The sequence below is a fragment of the Actinomyces sp. ICM58 genome (genome assembly GCF_000283035.1).
Taxonomy (GTDB): domain Bacteria; phylum Actinomycetota; class Actinomycetes; order Actinomycetales; family Actinomycetaceae; genus Pauljensenia.
Map to the genome: position 1 here is coordinate 1 of NZ_ALIY01000089.1, position 20,070 is coordinate 20,070.

Sequence of the window (20,070 nt, forward strand, 5' to 3'; positions counted from 1 at the left end):
TCGCAAGCGGAGCGGCGGGTCAGCAAGCCTCGGCCGAGGGGGGCCCCGCGCCCACCTCCGGTTACGAATCGGGAACGGGACACGCGGGCGATTCGCGCGAGGCCGGGGTGGACCCGTACTCTGGACATAACTTTGGTGGCTCCTCGCCCGACTGGGTAGACGAAGAGCCGGAAGAAGACGAGGACGCTTGGCAGCTGACCGGCCGCTGAGAGAGAGGGACCAGCCATGACAGATAACGTGTCGCGCGTGCAACGGGACAGCAAAATCCCCGTTGTGAACCTGCCGAACGCGCTGACCATGGCGCGTCTGGTGCTGGTGCCCATCTTCGTCATTCTCGCCCTGCAGAACGCGTGGGCCCCCCGCTGGGTGGCCTTCATCGTGTTTGCGGTCGCGGCGATCACGGATCGCTTCGACGGTCAGCTCGCGCGCTCGTGGAACCAGATCACCGACTTCGGGCGTATCGTCGACCCGATCGCGGACAAGGCGCTGACGTTGTGCGGCTTCGCGGTCCTGTCGTGGCTGGGCTACCTGCCCTGGTGGGTGACGGCCCTGATTGCCGTGCGCGAGCTGGGTATCACCGCGATGCGCGGATTCTTCCTGCGTCGCGGCGTTGTCGTCTCCGCGAACAATGCCGGCAAGCTCAAGACCTTCATGCAGATCATGGCGCTGGGCACCCTGCTCATCCCGTGGGAGCATTTCTTTGCGATGGAGCCGAGTCACCAGTGGTGGGTTGTTCTCATGATTCGCTTGGGCCAGGCGCTCGCGGGCGTCGCCCTGGCGCTGACGGTCTACTCCGGCGTCGGCTACATCGTCGAGGGTGTGCGCCTCATGCGCGGGACTCCGGTCGCCGGCAGCGATGAGGATGAGCGCGATGATTCTTCTTCGTCGGGTTCGCCTCTCGCGGGTCAGCACGTTCAGGCTTGAGTCTGGGTGACGCAACCCATACGCGAATTGAGCGTCCGGTGGAATAGTCCCCGTTGTGGGCTCGTTGAATGGGTATGCAGACAACTCCTGGCGTGCGCTCGCCGGGTCACACCGGTCCGATGCGCGAACTTTCGATGCGTCCACTGATCAAGAACGGCTACAGTAGCGATATGGAAAAGACACTGAGCGAAACCCCGCTGCTGCGCAGCGAACTCGGCGATGTCCTGCGCGGCATTCGCCAGCGCCAGGGTCGAACCCTGCGCGAAGTCTCCTCCGAGGCGCAGGTCTCCCTCGGCTACCTCTCCGAAGTGGAGCGCGGCCAGAAGGAAGCTTCCTCCGAGCTTCTCGAAGCGATCACCTCCGCCCTGCGCGTCCCACTGTGGTTCGTGCTGCGCGAGGTTTCTGAGCGTATGGCGATCATTGACGGTGCTGTTATTCCCGACGCGGTGCCCGACGAGCTCGTGCCCGTCACGCTGATCTCCTGACGCGTGAAGCACTCCGAGTTTTACGAGGCGGTCGAGGCGACCTTCGGGTCGGCCCTCGGCCGCTCCTATGTGTCCGACCTGTATCTGGCGTCGCTGGGGGCTACCGCTCACGATGCGCTGGCTGCCGGGGTGAATCCGGACGAGGTCTGGGCGCGGCTATGTGAAGAAACCGGGCGCGAGGATGCGCGGTGGATTCACCGCATCGATCCTCGCGAGCGAGGGCGCTGAGCGCTTTTATGTCTCGCTCCCACTGAACGTGCGTTGGTGCGCGCGGGCGTGCTTCAACCATGTTGGCGTCGGGCCTCGGCGTGTCGCCACGATATCGAACATCTGTTCCATCTAAGCTGATGGGCGACGAAGGCTTCGCGCGTGTCGTCCACAGGGAGGGTGCGCGCGGGACGCAGATGACGATGGCCGGTCGCATACTCGTCATGGCGCCTCGGAGAGGGGCGTCATCCAGGCCAGGACACTCGCAGGCCGGAGAGGCCGCAGACGAAAGGATCACCATGGCAGCCCGTAAAGCACCCGCGGCAAAGACCGTCACCAATGATCGAAACAAGGCGCTCGAAGTCGCCCTGTCTCAGATCGACAAGCAATTCGGTAAGGGCTCCGTCATGCGCCTGGGGGACGATAATCGTCCCCCCGTCCAGGTGATCCCCACGGGTTCCCTCGCCCTCGATGTGGCCCTTGGTATCGGCGGCCTGCCGCGCGGTCGCGTCATCGAAGTCTACGGTCCCGAGTCCTCCGGTAAGACCACGGTCGCCCTGCACGCCGTCGCCAACGCGCAAAAGGCCGGCGGCAACGCTGCCTTCATCGACGCCGAACACGCCCTCGATCCCGTCTATGCTCGCGCCCTCGGCGTGGACACCGATTCCCTCTTGGTCTCTCAGCCCGACACGGGTGAGCAGGCCCTCGAGATCGCTGACATGCTGATTCGTTCGGGCGGCATCGACATCATCGTCATCGACTCCGTCGCGGCGCTCGTGCCCAAGGCGGAAATCGAAGGTGAGATGGGCGACTCGCACGTCGGCCTGCAGGCGCGCCTCATGAGCCAGGCCCTGCGTAAGATCACGGGTGCCCTGTCCGCGACCGGCACCACCGCGATCTTCATCAACCAGCTGCGTGAAAAGATTGGCGTGTTCTTCGGTTCCCCCGAGACGACGACCGGCGGCAAGGCCTTGAAGTTCTACGCCTCGGTGCGCATCGACGTGCGCCGCATCGAGACGCTCAAGGAGGCCGGTTCCCCGGTCGGTAACCGCACGCGCGCCAAGGTCGTCAAGAACAAGATGGCGCCGCCTTTCAAGCAGGCCGAGTTCGACATCGTCTACGGCAAGGGCATTTCCCGCGAGGGCTCGATCATCGACATGGGCGTGGAGGCCGGCATCGTGCGCAAGTCTGGCTCGTGGTTCACCTACGGGGATGATCAGCTGGGCCAGGGCAAGGAAAACGTGCGCCAGTTCCTGGTGGATAATCCGGAGCTCGCCAACGAGATCGAGAACAAGATCCTGGTCGCTTTGGGCATCACCGACGCCCCCGAGGCGGACAAGGGGGCCTCGGACGCTCCCGAGGTCGATCCCGACGAGGACGCGGGCTTCTGAGTCGTGGTCCGATACGCGGATCCCGACGAGCATCCGGAGCTGGGGGAGGAGCGGCGCCGTCGTTCCTCCCCGGGCGAGCGGCTCGCGCGGGCTCGTGAGCGCAACGCCGCCCTGACGGGCATCGAGGCCATCGAGGCTGCCAGGGAGGTGGCGCTGCGCAAGCTGGATGCGCGTGCCTGCTCGCGCGCCGAGCTTACCGGCGCCATCGAGGGGCGAGGCTTCAGCGCGCAGCTGGCCTGTGAGGTCGTGGACCGTCTCGAGGCGGTGGGCCTGGTTGACGATCAGGCCTACGCGGATGCGCTGGTGCGCGCGCGTTTTGCGGGCAGCGGCGCCTCCGTGCGCGCGCTGCGTGAGCTACTCGTGCGCAAAGGTCTGGACGCTTCCACGATCGAGCGCGCGCTGTCGCAGATCGATCGGGAGGATGAGGTTGAGCGCGCCGCGCAGCTCGTCGAGCGCAAGCGGCGCGCCCTGGCGGGCGTCCCCCGTGACACGGCCTACCGTCGATTGAGCTCCATGCTCGCGCGCAAGGGGTACTCCCCGTCCGTGGCGTCCGCGGTCGTGCGAGAGGCCCTCGACGAGTGGGGCGACGAGGGCGATCATGCGCAGGAGGAGTGGCAGTGGGGACTGTAAGCGCCATGGGTGACGAGCAGGTCGCGCAGCTAATTGCTGATCTCACGCGACGCGGGCTGTCGATCGCGACGGCGGAGTCTTTGACGGGCGGTGGCCTCGTCGCTCGCCTCGTCGATGTTCCCGGAGCATCTCACGTCGTGCGCGGTGGCGTGTGTACCTACGCGGTCGACACGAAGGCCTCGGTGCTGGGCGTGTCGGAGAGTCGGCTGACACTCACTGGGCCGGTCGATGAGCAGGTGGCCCGCCAGATGGCTGCGGGGGCACGTTCGCTGTTTGGGGCCTCGATTGGCTTGTCGACGACGGGGGTGGCCGGCCCCGGACCCGCCGACGGCTTCCCGGCGGGAACCGTGCACATCGCGTGCGCGCATCCGGCGGGGGTGGAGCACCGCCTCCTCCACCTGGAGGGGGATCGCGCCCAGGTGCGGGCGGGAGCTATCGATGCTGCCCTGACTCTGTTGCGTGACGTGCTCGACTTCTCTGGCGTGAGCGCGCGCGACTAGACTGTATGCGATGAATACGACGACTCAGCGGGCCGACGCCCTGCCCCGCACCTATGCGGTGCGCACGCTCGGCTGCCAGATGAACGAACACGATTCCGAACGCATGGCGGGCCTGCTGGAGCAGGCCGGCCTCGTTCCCGTCGATACTGTCCCCGAAGCCGCCGCGCGTGCAACCGACGCCGGTGACATGGGAGCCGACGTCGTCGTCATCAACACCTGCTCCGTGCGCGAAAACGCTGCGACCCGCCTGTTTGGCAACCTCGGCCAGCTCGCCGCAGTCAAGCGCGAGCGTCCCGGGATGCAGATCGCGGTCGGCGGATGCCTCGCCCAGCAGATGCGCGACGGCATTGTCGCCAAGGCTCCGTGGGTTGATGCCGTCTTCGGCACCCACAACATCGACGTGCTTCCCGCGCTCCTGCGTCGCGCCGAGCACAACAGCAAGGCGGCTGTCGAGATCGAGGAGTCCCTGAAGGTCTTCCCCTCGACCCTGCCCACCCACCGCGAGAGCGCCTTTGCGGCGTGGGTGTCGATCTCCGTGGGCTGCAACAACACGTGCACGTTCTGCATCGTGCCGCACCTGCGAGGCAAGGAGCGTGATCGTCGCCCCGGCGACATTCTCGCTGAGGTCGAGGCCGTTGCCTCGCAGGGGGCCATCGAGGTGACCCTGCTGGGACAGAACGTGAACTCCTACGGCGTGGGATTCGGCGAGCGCGGCGCCTTCGCGGACCTGCTGCGCGCGGTCGGCCGCGTCGATGGCATCGAGCGCGTCCGCTTCACCTCCCCCCACCCGGCCGCCTTCACTGACGACGTCATCGCTGCGATGGCGCAAACCCCCACGGTCATGCCGAGCTTGCACATGCCGCTGCAGTCCGGCTCGGATGCGATCCTGCGTCAGATGCGCCGCTCCTACCGCCGCGATCGTTTTATGGGCATTCTGGAGCGCGTGCGAGCCGCGATCCCCGAGGCAGCGATCACGACGGACATCATCGTCGGTTTCCCCGGCGAGACGGAAGAGGATTTCCAGGCGACCCTCGAGGTCGTGGAACAGGCGCGTTTCACGTCGGCCTTCACCTTCCTGTACTCGCGTCGCCCCGGCACACCCGCGGCCGACCGCGAGGACCAGGTGCCCGACGATGTTGCCCTCGAGCGCTACCAGCGCCTCATCAAGCTTCAGGAACGCATCTGCGCCGAGGACAACGCGGCCCTGGCCGGCACTGACGTCGAGATTCTCGTCTCCGAGGGGGACGGACGCAAGGACGGCGCCACCCAGCGCATCTCGGGCCGCGCCCGCGACAACCGCCTGGTGCACGTGGCCCTGCCCGAGGGGATGAGCGAGACTGATCGCCCGCGCCCGGGGGATATGATTCGCGCGACCGTCACCTACGGGGCGCCGCATCACCTCATCGCAGATTCGGGCGCCCAGGGTGGTCTCTTCGAGGTGCGCCGCACCCGCGCCGGCGACGTGTGGGAGGCTCGTCAGGCCTCGCCTGAGCCCGACAGCGCCGTGTCCCTGGGGATTCCGACGCTTCGCGTGGGCGCCTCGCGCTGAGGAACGACGCCCGAAGCAGCGCCCTGGCCTGAGAGAGTTCAGGCCGGGGCCGCGTCGCGCCGGGCTGGTTGCTCGTGGGAATCGTCCTCGCACGGTGATGTTCTGCACGTTTGCGCACGACCGATGCGAAAAATCGGGAAAATGTCGCACTCAAAGGCATGTGAGACGCGCGTCTCCAGAGCTACCTTTGAGTCGTGGCGGTCGTCACGATGTTGAGGCGATCGGCATGCGGGAGCACTCTCGGTAGTGCGGGTCGATTCGAGCCCCCTATGCGACCCGTGGCCCACACCGCGCAGGCGGAATGCGCTGCGCCGTCGCATGTAGTCGGCGCACACTCACCGGGAGTGCCCCGCTCCTTCATGAGGAGCAGGGCACTGAGGTTATTGAACAGAAAACGGAGAGATTACTCGGCGGAGGCCTCGTCGAAGAACGACGGCACCTCCTGGGCAGCCGATACTCCGATGATCAGGCCGCGGCGCAGCATCGCGTGAATCTGGCGATCCGACAGGCCCTCTCCGACGAAGAAACGGGATGCGGCAACCAGGATCCAGCCGTCCTCGGACTCGATGGGGAAGACCGTGGGCTGCAGGTGCTCGGTGTTCCAACGATTCGCGATTGCCTGCAGGGAGGCCTCGGTGTGGCCCTCGCCCACGGGGAGAATGCGCGTCTCGATCTGCGCCCAGGGGGCGTCGGCGGGTTCGCGGTGCACCTGGAAGGGAATGTCCTCCAGCTGCGTGAAGGCGATGAACTCGCTGGAGCCGTGCGGCAGGCCGTCGCCCTCGAGGACAGCCTCAATGCGGGCGATGGTCACCTCGGAAACCTCGGTGCCCCACTTGGCGGCGTACTCGTCGGGCTCCATCGCGGGGTTCGCGCTGGCGGGGGTGGGCGCCTCGGCGGTGGGGGTGGCTTCCCCGTCCTCACCGAAGGTGAAGCTCTTCCATTCAGGCATTGGCGGCCTCCTTGGTCCACTGGTCGGGGAACATGACATCAAGCTGGTTCATCATGGAGATCGAAGCCATGATGAACTGGGACACCTCCGCGTTGACTTGGGCGTCGGTGGCTCCGACGACCCAGTTGAAGGTGTGCTGCAGGTGCAGGGCGATGGAGCCCGTGTCCGTGATCGCGGAGGTCACCTTGGGCAGGTACGTGGAGGCGTTGAGTCGGCGCAGCGCCGACGCGATCTCGTCGGCGTGCGACGGGTCGAAGAAACGCGGGTAATCGGCGACGCCCTGCACGGGGTGCCCCTCGGGAACCGCGATGCGCACGGTCCTGTTGGGCAGGATGGCCGCTACCTGTCCGGTGGCGGACACGAAGGGGATGAAGCCGACGGCCTGGACGGCCTCGGTGACCCGATCGAGGGTGACCGGGGGAGTATCTGTTGTGCTCATGGTGTTAAGCCTAGCCGTTGTTGGGCGCTGTGGTGCGCGGGCACCCGTACACTGGAGGGTATGGAGTTATCGATGTCGTGCGCCTCGGACCTCGTGTGCGCGGTTGTGGGCCCCACGGCCTCGGGCAAGTCGGACCTGGCCTTGGAGCTCGCGTGTCAGCTTCCGGGCGTCCTGGGGGCGCGCGGGGCGGGGGAGATCGTCTCTGCGGACGCCCTACAGCTGTACCGGGGGATGGACGTGGGCACCGCGAAGACGCCGGTCGATGAGCGCCGGGGGATCGCCCACCACCAGATCGACGTGCTGGAGGTGCGCGACGAGGCGTCGGTGGCCGCCTACCAGAAGCACGCGCGCGCCGACGTGGCGGGCATTCACGCCCGGGGCGGGGTCGCCGTGGTCGCGGGAGGATCGGGACTGTATCAGCGGGCGCTCCTGGACGTCATTGACTTCCCGGGGACGGACCCGGGCGTGCGGGCGGGCCTCGAGGAAGAAGCCGCCGGTGCGTTGGGCTCTCGTGGACTGCACGATCGCCTCACCCGGCTGGACCCCGTGTCCGCCGAGCGCATCGACCCGCACAACGCGCGCCGCATCGTGCGCGCCCTGGAGGTCATCGAGCTGACGGGGCGCCCGTATTCGGCGTCGATGCCCCGCCACGAGTTCGCGGCACCCGCCCTCATGGTGGCGCTGCGCCGCCCGATGGACGAACTCGACGAGAGGATCGCGGTGCGCACCCGCGCCATGATGGCGGGCGGCCTGATCGAGGAAGTGCGCGCCCTCATCGACGTCGGCCTGCGCGAGGCGAAGACAGCGTCGCGTGCGACGGGCTACGCGCAGGCGCTCGCGGTCATCGACGGGGACATGAGCGAGGACGAGGCGGTGGACTCTATCGCGCTGGCCACCCGGCAGCTGGCGCGTCGCCAGGTGAAGTGGCTGCGCCCGGACCCGCGCGTGCACTGGCTGGACGTGGAGGAGTTCGCCTCGGACGAGGCCGTGGCATCCCACGTGGTCGAGCTGGCGAGACGGGCGGCCGAGCAGGCGCTGGGGCGCTCGTAACACGCTCGGCGGCTGCGCGGCTTCGACGCTCACGCTACGGTGAGTCCATGACGAACTCGCAGCTTCCCTCCCACGCGCGCGTCGTGAAGGCTCACGGTGCCGGCAATTCTTTCGTCGTGGCAACCGACCGCTTCGACGAGGACAATCCGAGCGACGCGCAGGTCGCGGCCCTGTGCTCCCCGGCGTTCGGGATCGGGGCGGATGGCTTCATCCGGGCCGTCGAACGCGATGGCGTGTGGTTCATGGATTACCGCAACGCGGACGGTTCGAAGGCGGAGATGTGCGGCAACGGCGTGAGGGTCTTCGTCGACCACCTGCGCCGCGAGGGCCTCGTCGATCTGCCGGTCGGCCAGACCCTGGACGTGGCCACGCGCGGGGGCATCAAGCGGGTGACCCCCGAGGCCGACGACGAGGGCGCGGGCGCGCGCTACCGCGTCGACATGGGGCCGGCGGCCTCCCCGGCGCGCGAGACGATTCAGGTGAGCATCCCCGGCATCGACGGGGTTCTCGGCGGCATCTGGGTGGATATGCCCAACCCGCACACGGTCGTTGAGCTCGCCGACGAGTCCGCCCTGCGCGGGGTGTTTCTACCCACCGTCGACGTCTCCCTCATTCCGCCGGCTGCGCGTCCCTCTTACGACCCTGCGCCGCACTCGGGCACGAACCTCGAGCTGGTCGTGGACCTGACCCAGCCCGGGGCGGACGTGGGTCACATCGCCATGCGTGTCCTCGAGCGCGGCGTCGGCGAGACCCAGGCGTGCGGCACCGGATGCTGCGCGGCCGCGCTGGCCACCGCCCTGCGCCGGGGCCCCGGCGCCCCCACCCAGTGGGTTGTCGACATCCCCGGGGGCACGGTGAGCGTGGGCCTCGACGGCGTCATCGACTGGTCCGGCGACCGACCCCGGATCACGGACGCGTCGGTGTTCCTCACCGGCCCCGCGACCCGGGTCGCGGAGATCCGCCTATCCTGACGGTGGTCCCACGACAACGACGCCGGAGAGCGCGACGCGGCCCCGGCCTCGTCGAAGCGGAGGAAGGCCTCACGCGGGGCGCACCTCAATGATGCGAAATCCCTTCTTCGACGCGAACTTTGAGGCCTCGAAGCCCTGACCGTTCAGCCATGCGATGAGGGAATCTGCGCCCAGGTTGCGCTGGACGACCAGGTAGGCGACGCCGGTGGGCGCGAGCCTGCCCAGCCACGCCGCCAGCATCTCGTGCATCGCCTCCTTGCCGATGCGCACGGGCGGATTCGACCAGATGACGTCGAAGCGCGTGTCCGACTCGATGGAGGCGGCGAGCGCCTCATCCGCCTTGAGGGTGCGCACGCCCCGCGCGCCGTTGGCGGCGGCGTTGCGCTGCGTCAGATCCAGGGCACGCGAGTTCACGTCGACGGCCCACACGGTGGCTTGCGGCGACTCTCGCGACATGACGGTCGCGATCGGACCCCAGCCGCAGCCCAGATCCAGGAAGGCCCCACCCTCGGGCAGGTCGGGTGCGACCGAGAGCAGCTGACGGGTCCCCAGGTCCAGCTTGGACCCGGAAAAAACGCGCGAGGACACGCGCATCGACAGGTCGAAGCCGCGCGCGCTCACCTCGATGACGTGAGTCTCGTCGGCGCTCGCGGGGGCAGAGTCGGTGAAGTACTGTTCGTCCACGGAAGAAAGCCTATCGCGCCCGCGCGCGCAGACGCAGATGAGGGCCCGTCGTGCGACACTGGAAGCCCCCCACGTGAAGGACGGACATGGACACGACCCCCACCGATTCGACCGCGGAACGCGACCAACGCGTCAACGACGTCGTCGCGCGCATCCTCGCGCGCTCGGCAGCGGCGCTCGCATCGACCGCGGGGCAGGACAATTCGGGGGACGCTGGTGCGCTCGAGCGCGAGGCCCGTGCGGGAACGCGCCGCGTCGACACGGGAGCCTCCGACCGTGAGGACATCTCCGAGGTCGAATACCGCCAGGTGCGACTCGAAAAGGTCGTCCTCGTCGGCCTGCGCACCACGCAGAGCGAGGAGGAGGCGGAGAACTCGCTGCGCGAGCTCGCCGCGCTCGCGGAGACCGCGGGTTCGCGCGTGCTCGACGGCATCATCCAGCGCCGTATGAAGCCGGACCCCGCGACCTACCTGGGGTCGGGTAAGGCTCGCGAGCTGGCCGACATCGTGCGCGCCGTGGAGGCCGATACCGTCATCGTCGACGAGGAGCTGGCGCCCTCCCAGCGTCGCGGCCTGGAGGACGTCGTCGACGCCAAGGTCGTCGACCGCACCGCTTTGATCCTCGACATTTTCGCTCAACACGCCAAGTCTCGTGAGGGCAAGGCGCAGGTGGAGCTCGCCCAGCTGGAGTACCTGCTGCCGCGTCTGCGCGGCTGGGGCGAGTCGATGTCCCGTCAGGCCGGCGGCCGCGTCGCGGGCGGCGCGGGTATCGGTTCCAGGGGTCCGGGTGAGACCAAGATTGAGCTTGACCGTCGCCGCATCCGCACGCGCATGGCGAAGCTGCGCGCGGACATCGCTCGCATGGAACCCGCCCGGCGCACGCAGCGGGGTTCGCGTCGGCGCGGGGGCGTGCCGTCGGTGGCGATCGCCGGGTATACGAACGCCGGCAAGTCGACGCTCCTCAATCGCTTGACGGACGCGGGCGTCCTCGTCCAGGACGCGCTGTTCGCCACCCTCGACCCGACCGTTCGGCGCGCTCGCGCCGCCGACGGGCGCGAGTACACGCTCACCGACACGGTCGGATTCGTTCGCAACCTGCCCACGCAGCTGGTTGAGGCCTTCCGCTCGACCCTCGAAGAGGTCGGCCAGGCCGACGTGGTCCTCCACGTAGTGGACGCCGCGCACCCCGACCCGGTCTCCCAGGTGCAGGCCGTGCGCGCCGTCATCGACACGATCGAGGGGGCCTCGGACATCCCCGAGCTGATTGCCCTGAACAAGGCCGACCTGGCTTCGCCCGAGCAGATCGCTCTGCTGCGCACGGTGTTCCCCCGCGCGGTTCCCTTGAGCGCCTACACCGGATGGGGCGTGGACGCGCTGCGCGTTGCGCTCGAGGATATGCTGCCCCGGCCTCGGGTCGCCGTCGACGCGGTCCTGCCGTACTCGGCGGGCTCCCTCGTGCACAGGATCCACGAGGAGGGCGAGGTGGAGCGCGAGGAGTACGTGGATACAGGAACCCGCATCGTGGCCCGCGTCGACGAGGCGCTGGCGGCCGTGATCGCCCGCGCGGCGGTGGGTGGCACCGTGGGTGAGGCGGCGGTGAGCGGGCAGTGAGCGAGGACCTGGTCGAGGCCTCGGGGCGCGTCCTCGACGCGGTCGTCACCTCGATGGGCGGGTCCGCGCGTGAGGGGCAGGCATCGATGGTCGCCGAGGGGGCCGCCGCCTTGGAGACCCGCGAGCACCTGTTGGTGCAGGCGGGCACGGGTACGGGCAAGTCGCTGGGCTACCTGGTACCCCTGTTGACGCACTGCGCGGTGAGCGGTGTGCGTGGGCTCGTCTCGACGGCGACGCTTGCGCTGCAGCGCCAGATCCTCGTCAAGGATGCGCCGGTGGCCGTCGACGCGGTCGCCTCGGCGACGGGCGTGCGCCTGAAGGTCGCGGTACTCAAGGGCTGGTCGAACTACGCCTGCATGCACAAGCTGGACGGCGGGTACCCCACGGAGGGCACCCTGTTCGAAGACCGGGACATCGGAGCCAGCCCGACGGGCGAGCTCGGCAAGGAAATCCTGCGCATCCGCGAGTGGATCAGCGAGACCACGACGGGGGACCGCGACGATCTGGTCCCCGGCGTGTCGGACCGCGCCTGGCACCACGCGTCGGTGGCGAAGCCCGAGTGCCTGGGCAAGCACTGCCCGCTCGTTGACGAGTGCTTCGCGCAGGCGGCTCGCGTGGAAGCCGCGGACGCGGACGTTGTCGTCACGAACCACTCCCTGTTCGGTATCAACGCGTGCGGGGAGGGCGAGCTTTTCGGCGAGTACGATGCCGTCGTCATCGACGAGGCCCACGAGCTGGCCGACCGCGTGCGCTCCCAGGCGGCCGCCGACCTGACGGTGGGGCGCGTGAGCCGCGTGGCGCGCTCCCTGCGCTCGAATCTGTCGATCGATTCCACGGACTTGGACGAGGCCGGGGCCGGCCTGGGTGCGGCGATGGCACCCTTGCAGGAGGGGCTCCTGGAGTACCGGCCAGGCGCACTCGTGGATGCGATGGTCGTGCTGGACGGTGCGGCCCGGCGCGCCAGCCATGAGGTGTCCGACGCCCAGGGCGAACCCGCCGCCAAGCTCCTCGCCCGCGCGGCCATCGATGAGCTGATCGGCGCACTGGACGCGTGGGGACGCGACCCCGATCAGTCGATCGCCTACATTACGAAGGATGAGGCCGACAATGCCCGCCTGACGGTGGGGCCCCTCGACGTGTCGGGGGCGATCGGCGGGGTAGGCATCGGTGAGCGGGGAGCGATCCTGACATCTGCGACCCTCGCCCTCGGGGGAAACTTCGACTTCATGGCAGCGGCCACTGGGATGGCCGTGACGGGCGTTCCCTGGCACGGCATCGACGTGGGCTCTCCCTTCGACCACGCCCGCCAGGGCATCCGCTACGTGGCCACCCACCTGCCGCTGCCCGGGCGTGAGGGGCCCTCCGACCAGCTTCTGGATGAGCTCGTGGAACTCGCCGAGGCCTCGGGGGGCGGGGTCCTCGCGCTCTTCGCCTCGCGCCGGGGTGCTCAGGCGGGGGCGCAGGCGCTGCGCGAGCGTACCGAGCTGACGGTCTACCTCCAGGGGGAGGAGACGCTCGCGCAGCTGATCCAGCGTTTCCGGGACGAACGCGACTCGTGTCTGGTGGGCACGATGTCCCTGTGGCAGGGCGTGGACGTGGCTGGGGAGGCGTGTCGCCTGGTCGTCATCGACAAGATCCCATTCCCGCGCCCGGATGACCCGGTCTCGCGCGCCCGGTCGATGGACGTCGAACGCCGGGGAGGAAACGGATTCATGTCCGTCTCTCTCACGCATGCGGCCCTCATGATGGCCCAGGGGGCGGGACGTCTCCTGCGCTCGACGAGCGACCGCGGCGTCGTCGCGATCCTCGACCCGCGCGTGGTGACTAAGCGATACGGGGCCTTCATTATGCGGTCTCTGCCCGCCATGTGGCCGACCACGGATCCGCAGATCGTTCGGGGGGCCTTGAGGCGTTTGAACGGCGAGGGCGGTCAGTAGGCGGATGAGTGGTTTCGCACACGTGAAAAGTCGTGTAAATTAACCATTAGGCCTCCCACGACCTGCAGCAATGGAAGCGCCTGCTCACACTAGGAGAGACACGTGGAAAACAAAGCGCAGACCCTGTACCCCTCGAAGTCCTCTGGACGTCCCTCTAAGATCGCCATCATCGGTGCTGGCGCCGTTGGTACCGCCGTCGCCTACGCGTGTGCGATGCGTGGCGATGCTCGCTCGATCGTCCTCCAGGACATTAACAAGCCGAAGGTCGAGGCCGAGGCCCTCGACATGGCGCACGGCATCCAGTTCACCCCCGCCGGTTCCATTGAGGGTTCCGACGACGTCGAGATCGTGCGCGGTTCCGACCTCATCATCGTCACGGCTGGCGCCAAGCAGCAGCCCGGGCAGTCCCGTCTGGAGCTGGCCGGCTCGACGGTCAACCTCATGAAGAAGATCGTCCCGAACCTTCAGAACGTGGCGCCCGATGCTCGATTCATGTTCGTGACCAACCCGGTCGACGTCGTCACCTACGTGGCGCTCAAGCTCACAGGCCTGCCCCGCAACCAGGTCTTCGGCTCGGGCACGGTGCTCGACACCTCCCGTCTGCGCTACCTCGTCTCGCGCGAGACCGGCGTGGCCACGCAGAACATTCACGCCTACGTGGCCGGCGAGCACGGCGACTCCGAAGTCGCCCTGTGGTCCAGCGCAGAGATCGGCAACGTGCCCCTGTCGCAGTGGGGACCGACGCTGAGCGGCGGCGTCTTCGACTCGGCCCTGCGTAACTCCATTGCGCAGGAGGTCGTCCAGTCCGCCTACAAGATCATCGAGGGTAAGGGCGCGACGAACTACGCGATCGGCCTGTCCGCTGCGAGCATCGCGGGCGCGGTCCTGCGCGACGAGCAGCGCGTCCTGACCATCTCGACGCTGCTCGAGGATTGGGAGGGCATCTCGGACGTCGTCATGGCCGCCCCGACGATCGTCGGACGCGACGGCGCGGGACGCGTTCTGAACCCGCCGCTGACCCTCAACGAGCGTGACGGCCTGACCGCTTCGGCCGAGCGCCTGCGTCAGGTGGCCCGCGACCTGGGCTTCTGAGCCTGTCGCGTCTTCGCTAATGGCGCCGACCCCGGCTGGGGTCGGCGCCATTGGTATGAATGGGAGTCAGAGGGAGCGGATGACGGTGACGACCTTGCCGAGGATGGTGGCTTCGTCGCCGGGAATGGGGGAGTAGTCAGGGTTGTGGGGGAGGAGCCACACGTGTCCGCCCGTGATGGAGAGTTCCTTGACGGTGGCCTCGCCATCGATCATGGCGGCCACGAATTCTCCGTTGCGCGCATCGTTTTGGGAGCGGATGACGACGTAGTCTCCGTCGAAGATGCCGGCATTGATCATGGACTGTCCGCTGACCTCGAGCATGAAGAGATCTCCGTGCCCCGTCATGGAGGTGGGCAGATGGAACACGTCCTCGACGTGCTGCTCAGCTGTGATGGGCGAGCCCGCCGCGATGCGGCCGACGAGTGGGATCGCCGTGCCCTCTTCCTCCACGTGGGAGACGGGGATTTCGATGCGGACGATGGGGGAGGGGGCGGGCGCCTCGATGCCGAGCTCGCTGCGCGCCTTGTCGGTCAGGTCGAGGGCGCGCGGCAGACCTGGTTCGCGGGCGAGGTAGCCCTGCGCCTCGAGTGCGTCGAGGTGGTGTTTGACAGTGGAGGGGGATGCCAAGCCGACCGCGGATGCGATCTCGCGCACAGAGGGAGGGAAGCCGCTCGAATCGAGCTTTTCGTTGATAACTCGCAGAATCGCGCGGTGCCGATCGCTGATCGAACGCTCGGTCATGGGTGCTCCTCCGTGGTTGGTGGACGCAGATGTGCATGGGTGGTCGTCCACTGGTTACGTCAAGTTTAAGCCGAATTGGCGGGAAATGAAACATATGTTCGAGTGTGCCTCGACATTCGTTTCTCACCATGCTATCGTACAGGTGTTCGACGAACATGTGTTCGATACTGTTTCCCTGGAGGTCGTCATGAGTGTTTCCTTCGCTACCAAGCCTGCCGTCTCGTTCCCGGCGCGCCGCTCGCCGATGCGGGTGGCGCAGGATGCGCCCCTGGCCACTGTTCGCGACATTTCCTCGGCCCCGTCTGCGCGTCGCCGCGTGGAGGCGCAGCGTGGTGACGATCCATCGTTCCTGCGGGTTCCGGCCGCGCCTCGTCGTTCGGTTCGCTCCTCCCGGCGCGGGATCGTCGTCGGGACTCTCGCAACGCTCGTGCTGTCGATCGGCGCCGGTGCCCTCGGTCTGGCCCTCCAGCCCGCGGTGTACGACGGGCCGACGGTTGTGAAGGCGGCCGTTAGTGGCGACTCGGTCTGGTCGCTCGCACAGGGGGTGAAGAGCGAACGTCCCCTCGAGGAAATCGTCTCGGATATCGAACGTCTCAACGATCTGAGCGGGGCCCTGCAGCCGGGTCAGCGCGTCGTCGTGCCCGTCCGGTAACGGTGACAGGTGGGACTCCTGTGACAGGTCAGTGCCTGAGCGTGTACCGTTGAAGGGTGCACTGCCCTTTCTGCCATAACCCTGATTCGCGCGTCGTCGATACGCGCATCGCGGATGACGGCGCCTCGATCCGGCGCCGTCGCGAGTGCACGCACTGCAAGAAACGCTTTACGACCCTGGAGACGTCGTCGTTCCAGGTTGTCAAGCGCTCCGGAGTCGTCGAATCCTTCTCGCGCAACAAGGTCGTCTCCGGCGTGAAAAAAGCCTGCCAGGGCAGGCCCGTCTCCGACGATCAGCTCGCCATCCTCGCCCAGCAAGTCGAGGAGAAGCTGCGCTCCACCGGCGTGTCCAACGTGTCGACCAACGAGGTGGGAAAGGCCATCCTGCCCTTCCTGCGTGACCTGGACGTCATCGCCTACCTGCGCTTTGCATCCGTCTATCGTGCCTTCGACACCCTCGAGGATTTCGAGGACGCGATCCAGGCGTTGCGTGAGCGCTCGCAGGCCCCAGTGGCACCCGATGAGGTGGGTGAGGAGCCCGTCAGCGCCTCCGCGCCTACCAAGAAGCCCCGCAAGACACGCGCGAGTCGCAAGCGTGTCGCCGGGCCGACCCTCCTCGGAGACGAGTAACGCCCGCATCGATGCGATGCGGGCGTCTCGGTGGGGAGGGAGAACGGCTCCTAGTGGCGCTCCTCGTTCGTGCCATGGCCTCCCGACGTCAGCCTGCGCATGGCGGCGCTCGCCTCGCTGGTGACCTCTGAGGCCGTTTCACGCGCCTCCGCAACCTTCTCCGACATGGACTCGCGTGCCCCGGCCACGGCCTCGCGGGCACCAGCCGCCGCCTCGGAGGCAGCTCCGCGCGCGTCCGCAACGGCCTCGGACATGGACTCGCGCGCGTCCGCAATGCGCTCCGACATGGACTCGCGTGCAGCGGAGAGGGAATCTCGCGCCCCGGCCACGGCCTCGGCCACGGCCTCGCGGGCACCAGCCACGGCCTCGGAGGTTGCCCCGCGCGCGCCCACGATCTGCTCGCGCACCTTCTTGCGCATGACCTTGCCCAGCTGGGAGCGCGGCAGCTCGCTCATGACGACGACCTGACGGGGCAGGGCGTAGTGCGCTAAGGACTTTTCCGCCCAGTTGCGCAGGTCCGTGAGCGTGACCGACGCGCCGGCCTCGAGCACGACGGCGGCGACGACATCCTCGCCGCTCTCGCCGGCGGGGACCCCCACGGCAGCCACGTCGAGGATGCCGGGCATCGTGCGCACCGCATCTTCGACCTGAGAGGGATAGACGTTGAAGCCGGAGGAGTTGATCATCTCCTTGCGTCGGTCCGCCATGTAGATAAAACCGTCGCGCACCTGGACCAGGTCGCCCGTGCGCAGCCAGCCGTCGGCGGTGAACACCTCCGCGGTCTCCTCGTCCTGATTCCAGTACCCGGAGAAGACCTGCGGGCCGGTTGCGATGAGCTCGCCGACCGCGCCGTCCTCGACGTCGCGCGCGGGGTCCTCGGGGTCGACGATGCGCACCTGCGTGGAGGGGAAGGGAATACCCAGCGCCCCGCGCGCCCGCGAGGAGGCCAGGGGGGAACCGAGGAGGATCGGGGATGCCTCGGTCATGCCGTAGCCTTCGATCATGAGGCCGCCGGTCGCCTCCTCCCATTTTTGGGCCAGAGGCGCCGACAGGGGCATCGCGCCCGACAGGGAGAAGTGGATGGAGGACAGGTCCACGTCCGTGCCCTCGGCTGCCGCCAGCAGGCGCTCGTACATGGGGGGCACGCCCAGGAAGAACGTGCAGGGGAGTCGGCGCTGGGCGGCCAGGACCAGGGCAGTGTCGAACTTCGGGAACATGGCGACGGTCGCCCCCAGGCGCAGGCCCGCCAGGAAGCCGATCGTGAAGCCGAAGGCGTGGAAGAGGGGCAGGATGCAGTAGAAGACCTCGGCGCCCTCGTGCAGGACCGGCACCCACGCGATGGACTCCTCGACGTTGGCGCGCAGGTTGGCGTGGGTGAGAGCCGCCGCCTTGGGCACGCCCGTCGTGCCGCCCGTGTGGATGAGTAGGGCGACGTCGTCCATGGAGGAGGGGCACTGCCCGTCCCAGGGCGTCGCGGCGCGCATCGCCCGTGACCAGGAGCGAGCCCAGGCGGGACGCGGGCTCGCGAGCTGTTCGCGCTTGGCGCGCGCCGCCTTCAGGGGGAGCCTGAGCACCATTCTCGAGGCCGTGGGAAGCGCCGTCGTCAGGTCCATGGAGAAGGTGGTGTGCCCGCGCCCGAGGAACGTCAGTTTCTCCAGGGTCTTCGACCAGGCGATGGTGACGCGTGCGCCGTGGCGCTCATATTCGCCCTGCAGCTCGCCGGAGGGTGCGAGCGGGTTGTGTTCGACGACGATGGCGCCGAGTAGCATCGTTCCGAGGACCGCGACCGCGTGCTGTGGGCAGTTGGGCATGACGAGGGCGACGCGGTCGCCGGGGCGCACGCCCGCCTGATGGAGTGCGCCCGCGCAGCGACGCATCTGTTCGGCCAGCTCGGCGTAGGTGAGCTGGCGCGCGAAAAAGTCGATGGCGGCGCGCCCCGGGTAACGGGAGGCGACCTCCAGGACCATCTCGGGGATCGGCTCGGTGGGGGTGGCGATCTCGTAGGCAACTCCGGGCGCGTAGAGCGCGCGTAGCCTCGACGTCAGGTCCATCTGTCCTCCTTTGGGGATGCTTCCCCTACGATACCGTAAGTTACGGTCCCGTTTGACCAGCTGAGAACGCGACGAAGGCGACAGTCTTACAGTGGAGTCGCGATCAGTCGGACCGTCTCGGGCAGGTGCGTGAGCTCCTCGAGCGCCTCGCGGCCAAGGCCCGCGGAGATGTCGGTGAGCACGTAGCCGACCTCGTCGACGGTGGCCAGGATCTGTGCGTCGACGTTCGCTTCGGAGGCAGCGAAGATCTGGTTAACGCGGGCCATGACGCCGGGGACGTTGCGATGAATGAGGCGGATGCGGTAGCGCGAACGCTTGCCGACGTTCATCGTCAGGTTCGGCAGGTTCACGCTCATGTCCGTGGAACCGCTGGCCTGGTATTCGCCGATCTTGGCGGCGACGAAACGGCCGATGTCGTACTGCGCCTCCTCCGTGGAGCCACCGATGTGGGGGGTGAGGATGACGTTGTCGAGGGTGGCCAGGGGAGAGGAGAAGGGGTCTCCGTTGGCGCGCGGCTCCTCGGGGAACACGTCGATGGCCGCGCCGCCGAGGTGTCCGGACACGAGCGCGGCGTGCAGGGCCTCCACGTCGACGACGTGTCCGCGCGAGAGGTTGATGAACAGGGTGCCCGGCTTCATGAGTTCGAACTCGGTGCGGCCGATCAGGTTCGTGTTGGACTCCTGGCCGTCGACGTGCACGGAGATGACGTCCGCTTCGCGCAGGACAGCTTCCATCGTGGGCATCTGCGTGGCGTTGCCCAGGGCGAGGCGCTCGGCGGCGTCGTAGAAGATGACGTTGAGGCCCATGGCTTCGGCCAGGACGGACAGCTGGGTGCCGATGTTGCCGTAGCCGATGATACCGAGTGTGTGCCCGCGCACCTCGTGGGCGCCGTCGGAGCTCTTATCCCACACGCCGCGGTGCAGGCGCGAGTTCTTCACGGTCACGCGGCGCGACAGGTCGATGATCTCGCCGATGGCGAGCTCGACGACGGAACGCGTGTTGGAGTAGGGGGCGTTGAAGACGGCTACGCCCATGTCAGTGGCGGTGGCCAGGTCGATCTGGTTGGTGCCGATGCAAAAGGCCCCGATGGCCTTCAGGTTTGGGCGCGCGCGCAGGACCCGCTCGGTGACCTCCGTCTTGGAACGAAGCCCCAGGTAGTCCACGCCGTCAAGGGCCGCGATCAGGTCGTCCTCGGACAGGGCGCCTGTGACGCGGGTGACCTCGATACCGAACTTCGCGAAGATGTCGTCGGCGATGGGGTGCGGGTTTTCCAGAAGCAGTGCGCGTGTCATGGTTCCATCATGGCAGATGAGAGGGCGACCAGCGTGGGGTCCTCACTGTGTGGTCACTCGCTACCACTCTTCCATGCCGGCGGGCAGGGGGCCGGCGTGCACGACGTGGACATCGTGGGTGGCGCGTGTGAGCGCAACGAAGAGGTCGCCGGTCCCGTCGCTCATGATCTCGCCGGGCTCCACCAGGATGACGGAGTCGAACTCGAGCCCCTTGGAGGCGTTGGCGGACAGGAGGGCGACGCGCTCGGACAGGGCGGTCTCGCCGTCGACGTCGGCGCCCCACGCCC

Annotated in this window: 22 protein-coding genes; 15 read left to right on the forward strand and 7 right to left on the reverse strand. The window is 68.0% G+C overall.

From position 1 onward, the window contains the following. The 8 genes from HMPREF1138_RS11465 to miaB all read left to right on the forward strand — a co-directional run. Positions 1–209 (forward strand): hypothetical protein (locus HMPREF1138_RS11465; RefSeq protein ID WP_009057001.1); only part of this gene is annotated, 209 nt, incomplete at its 5' end. A 16-nt stretch (positions 210–225) separates the two neighbouring features. Beyond that, positions 226–924 carry a CDP-diacylglycerol--glycerol-3-phosphate 3-phosphatidyltransferase gene (gene pgsA, locus HMPREF1138_RS04345; RefSeq protein WP_009057007.1) on the forward strand — a complete coding sequence of 233 codons (699 nt, stop codon included), beginning with the start codon at positions 226–228 and terminating at the stop codon, positions 922–924. A 170-nt stretch (positions 925–1,094) separates the two neighbouring features. Further along, the gene (locus HMPREF1138_RS04350) at positions 1,095–1,409 is read left to right on the forward strand and encodes a helix-turn-helix domain-containing protein (RefSeq protein ID WP_009057028.1); all 315 of its coding nucleotides are present in this window, start codon (positions 1,095–1,097) and stop codon (positions 1,407–1,409) included. A 3-nt stretch (positions 1,410–1,412) separates the two neighbouring features. After that, positions 1,413–1,637 (forward strand): DUF3046 domain-containing protein, encoded by a 225-nt coding sequence (locus HMPREF1138_RS04355; RefSeq protein ID WP_009057013.1) that lies wholly within the window; start codon positions 1,413–1,415, stop codon positions 1,635–1,637. Between the two features lie 278 nt (positions 1,638–1,915). Then, positions 1,916–3,007 carry a recombinase RecA gene (recA, locus tag HMPREF1138_RS04360; RefSeq protein ID WP_009057019.1) on the forward strand — a complete coding sequence of 364 codons (1,092 nt, stop codon included), beginning with the start codon at positions 1,916–1,918 and terminating at the stop codon, positions 3,005–3,007. Between the two features lie 3 nt (positions 3,008–3,010). Further along, positions 3,011–3,637: a regulatory protein RecX gene (locus HMPREF1138_RS04365; RefSeq protein WP_009057017.1), complete on the forward strand. Its 627-nt coding sequence runs from the start codon at positions 3,011–3,013 to the stop codon at positions 3,635–3,637. 5 nt (positions 3,638–3,642) lie between these two features. Next, on the forward strand, positions 3,643–4,137 hold the full coding sequence (locus HMPREF1138_RS04370) for a CinA family protein (protein ID WP_009057016.1): 495 nt from the start codon (positions 3,643–3,645) through the stop codon (positions 4,135–4,137). A 10-nt stretch (positions 4,138–4,147) separates the two neighbouring features. Then, a complete protein-coding gene (miaB, locus tag HMPREF1138_RS04375) occupies positions 4,148–5,686 on the forward strand; it encodes a tRNA (N6-isopentenyl adenosine(37)-C2)-methylthiotransferase MiaB (RefSeq protein ID WP_009057018.1) in 1,539 nt (512 codons plus the stop codon). 403 nt (positions 5,687–6,089) lie between these two features. Here the strand turns inward: miaB and HMPREF1138_RS04380 are convergent, their stop codons facing one another. Beyond that, positions 6,090–6,635, reverse strand: coding sequence for a YbjN domain-containing protein (locus HMPREF1138_RS04380; protein WP_009057024.1), 546 nt, complete (start codon positions 6,633–6,635; stop codon positions 6,090–6,092). After that, positions 6,628–7,074, reverse strand: a complete 447-nt coding sequence (locus HMPREF1138_RS04385; protein WP_009057011.1) for a hypothetical protein — start codon at positions 7,072–7,074, stop codon at positions 6,628–6,630. The genes HMPREF1138_RS04380 and HMPREF1138_RS04385 overlap by 8 nt, the downstream gene beginning before the upstream one ends. Before the next feature lie 60 nt (positions 7,075–7,134). Here HMPREF1138_RS04385 and miaA point away from each other — a divergent pair, with 60 nt between their 5' ends. Both miaA and dapF read left to right on the forward strand, forming a co-directional pair. Next, entirely contained in the window at positions 7,135–8,124 is a 990-nt protein-coding gene (gene miaA / locus HMPREF1138_RS04390) for a tRNA (adenosine(37)-N6)-dimethylallyltransferase MiaA (RefSeq protein ID WP_039936878.1), read from the forward strand. A 47-nt stretch (positions 8,125–8,171) separates the two neighbouring features. Beyond that, positions 8,172–9,095, forward strand: a complete 924-nt coding sequence (gene dapF / locus HMPREF1138_RS04395) for a diaminopimelate epimerase (RefSeq protein WP_009057032.1) — start codon at positions 8,172–8,174, stop codon at positions 9,093–9,095. 69 nt (positions 9,096–9,164) lie between these two features. On the opposite strand, the gene HMPREF1138_RS04400 is transcribed toward dapF, so the two are convergent. After that, positions 9,165–9,779 carry a class I SAM-dependent methyltransferase gene (locus tag HMPREF1138_RS04400; protein ID WP_009057009.1) on the reverse strand — a complete coding sequence of 205 codons (615 nt, stop codon included), beginning with the start codon at positions 9,777–9,779 and terminating at the stop codon, positions 9,165–9,167. A gap of 86 nt (positions 9,780–9,865) precedes the next feature. Here HMPREF1138_RS04400 and hflX point away from each other — a divergent pair, with 86 nt between their 5' ends. From hflX to HMPREF1138_RS04415, 3 genes are all read left to right on the forward strand, one after another. After that, positions 9,866–11,389: a GTPase HflX gene (gene hflX / locus HMPREF1138_RS04405; protein WP_009057030.1), complete on the forward strand. Its 1,524-nt coding sequence runs from the start codon at positions 9,866–9,868 to the stop codon at positions 11,387–11,389. After that, entirely contained in the window at positions 11,386–13,326 is a 1,941-nt protein-coding gene (locus HMPREF1138_RS04410; RefSeq protein WP_009056999.1) for an ATP-dependent DNA helicase, read from the forward strand. Before hflX ends, HMPREF1138_RS04410 begins: the two co-directional genes overlap by 4 nt. Positions 13,327–13,428: 102 nt before the next feature. Next, the gene (locus HMPREF1138_RS04415; RefSeq protein WP_009057026.1) at positions 13,429–14,418 is read left to right on the forward strand and encodes an L-lactate dehydrogenase; all 990 of its coding nucleotides are present in this window, start codon (positions 13,429–13,431) and stop codon (positions 14,416–14,418) included. A gap of 66 nt (positions 14,419–14,484) precedes the next feature. On the opposite strand, the gene lexA is transcribed toward HMPREF1138_RS04415, so the two are convergent. Continuing rightward, on the reverse strand, positions 14,485–15,159 hold the full coding sequence (lexA, locus tag HMPREF1138_RS04420) for a transcriptional repressor LexA (RefSeq protein WP_009057022.1): 675 nt from the start codon (positions 15,157–15,159) through the stop codon (positions 14,485–14,487). A 187-nt stretch (positions 15,160–15,346) separates the two neighbouring features. Here lexA and HMPREF1138_RS04425 point away from each other — a divergent pair, with 187 nt between their 5' ends. Together HMPREF1138_RS04425 and nrdR are read left to right on the forward strand one after the other, a co-directional pair. Beyond that, the gene (locus HMPREF1138_RS04425; RefSeq protein WP_039936883.1) at positions 15,347–15,811 is read left to right on the forward strand and encodes a peptidoglycan-binding protein LysM; all 465 of its coding nucleotides are present in this window, start codon (positions 15,347–15,349) and stop codon (positions 15,809–15,811) included. Between the two features lie 56 nt (positions 15,812–15,867). Next, a complete protein-coding gene (gene nrdR / locus HMPREF1138_RS04430) occupies positions 15,868–16,440 on the forward strand; it encodes a transcriptional regulator NrdR (RefSeq protein WP_009057033.1) in 573 nt (190 codons plus the stop codon). A 50-nt stretch (positions 16,441–16,490) separates the two neighbouring features. Here nrdR and HMPREF1138_RS04435 read toward each other — a convergent pair whose 3' ends face one another. The 3 genes from HMPREF1138_RS04435 to HMPREF1138_RS04445 all read right to left on the reverse strand — a co-directional run. Further along, on the reverse strand, positions 16,491–18,491 hold the full coding sequence (locus HMPREF1138_RS04435) for an AMP-binding protein (protein WP_009057015.1): 2,001 nt from the start codon (positions 18,489–18,491) through the stop codon (positions 16,491–16,493). A gap of 86 nt (positions 18,492–18,577) precedes the next feature. Beyond that, positions 18,578–19,783 carry a phosphoglycerate dehydrogenase gene (gene serA / locus HMPREF1138_RS04440; RefSeq protein WP_009057004.1) on the reverse strand — a complete coding sequence of 402 codons (1,206 nt, stop codon included), beginning with the start codon at positions 19,781–19,783 and terminating at the stop codon, positions 18,578–18,580. Between the two features lie 60 nt (positions 19,784–19,843). Next, positions 19,844–20,070: ATP-binding domain-containing protein (locus HMPREF1138_RS04445; RefSeq protein ID WP_009057025.1), on the reverse strand; the 227-nt coding region annotated here is incomplete at its 5' end.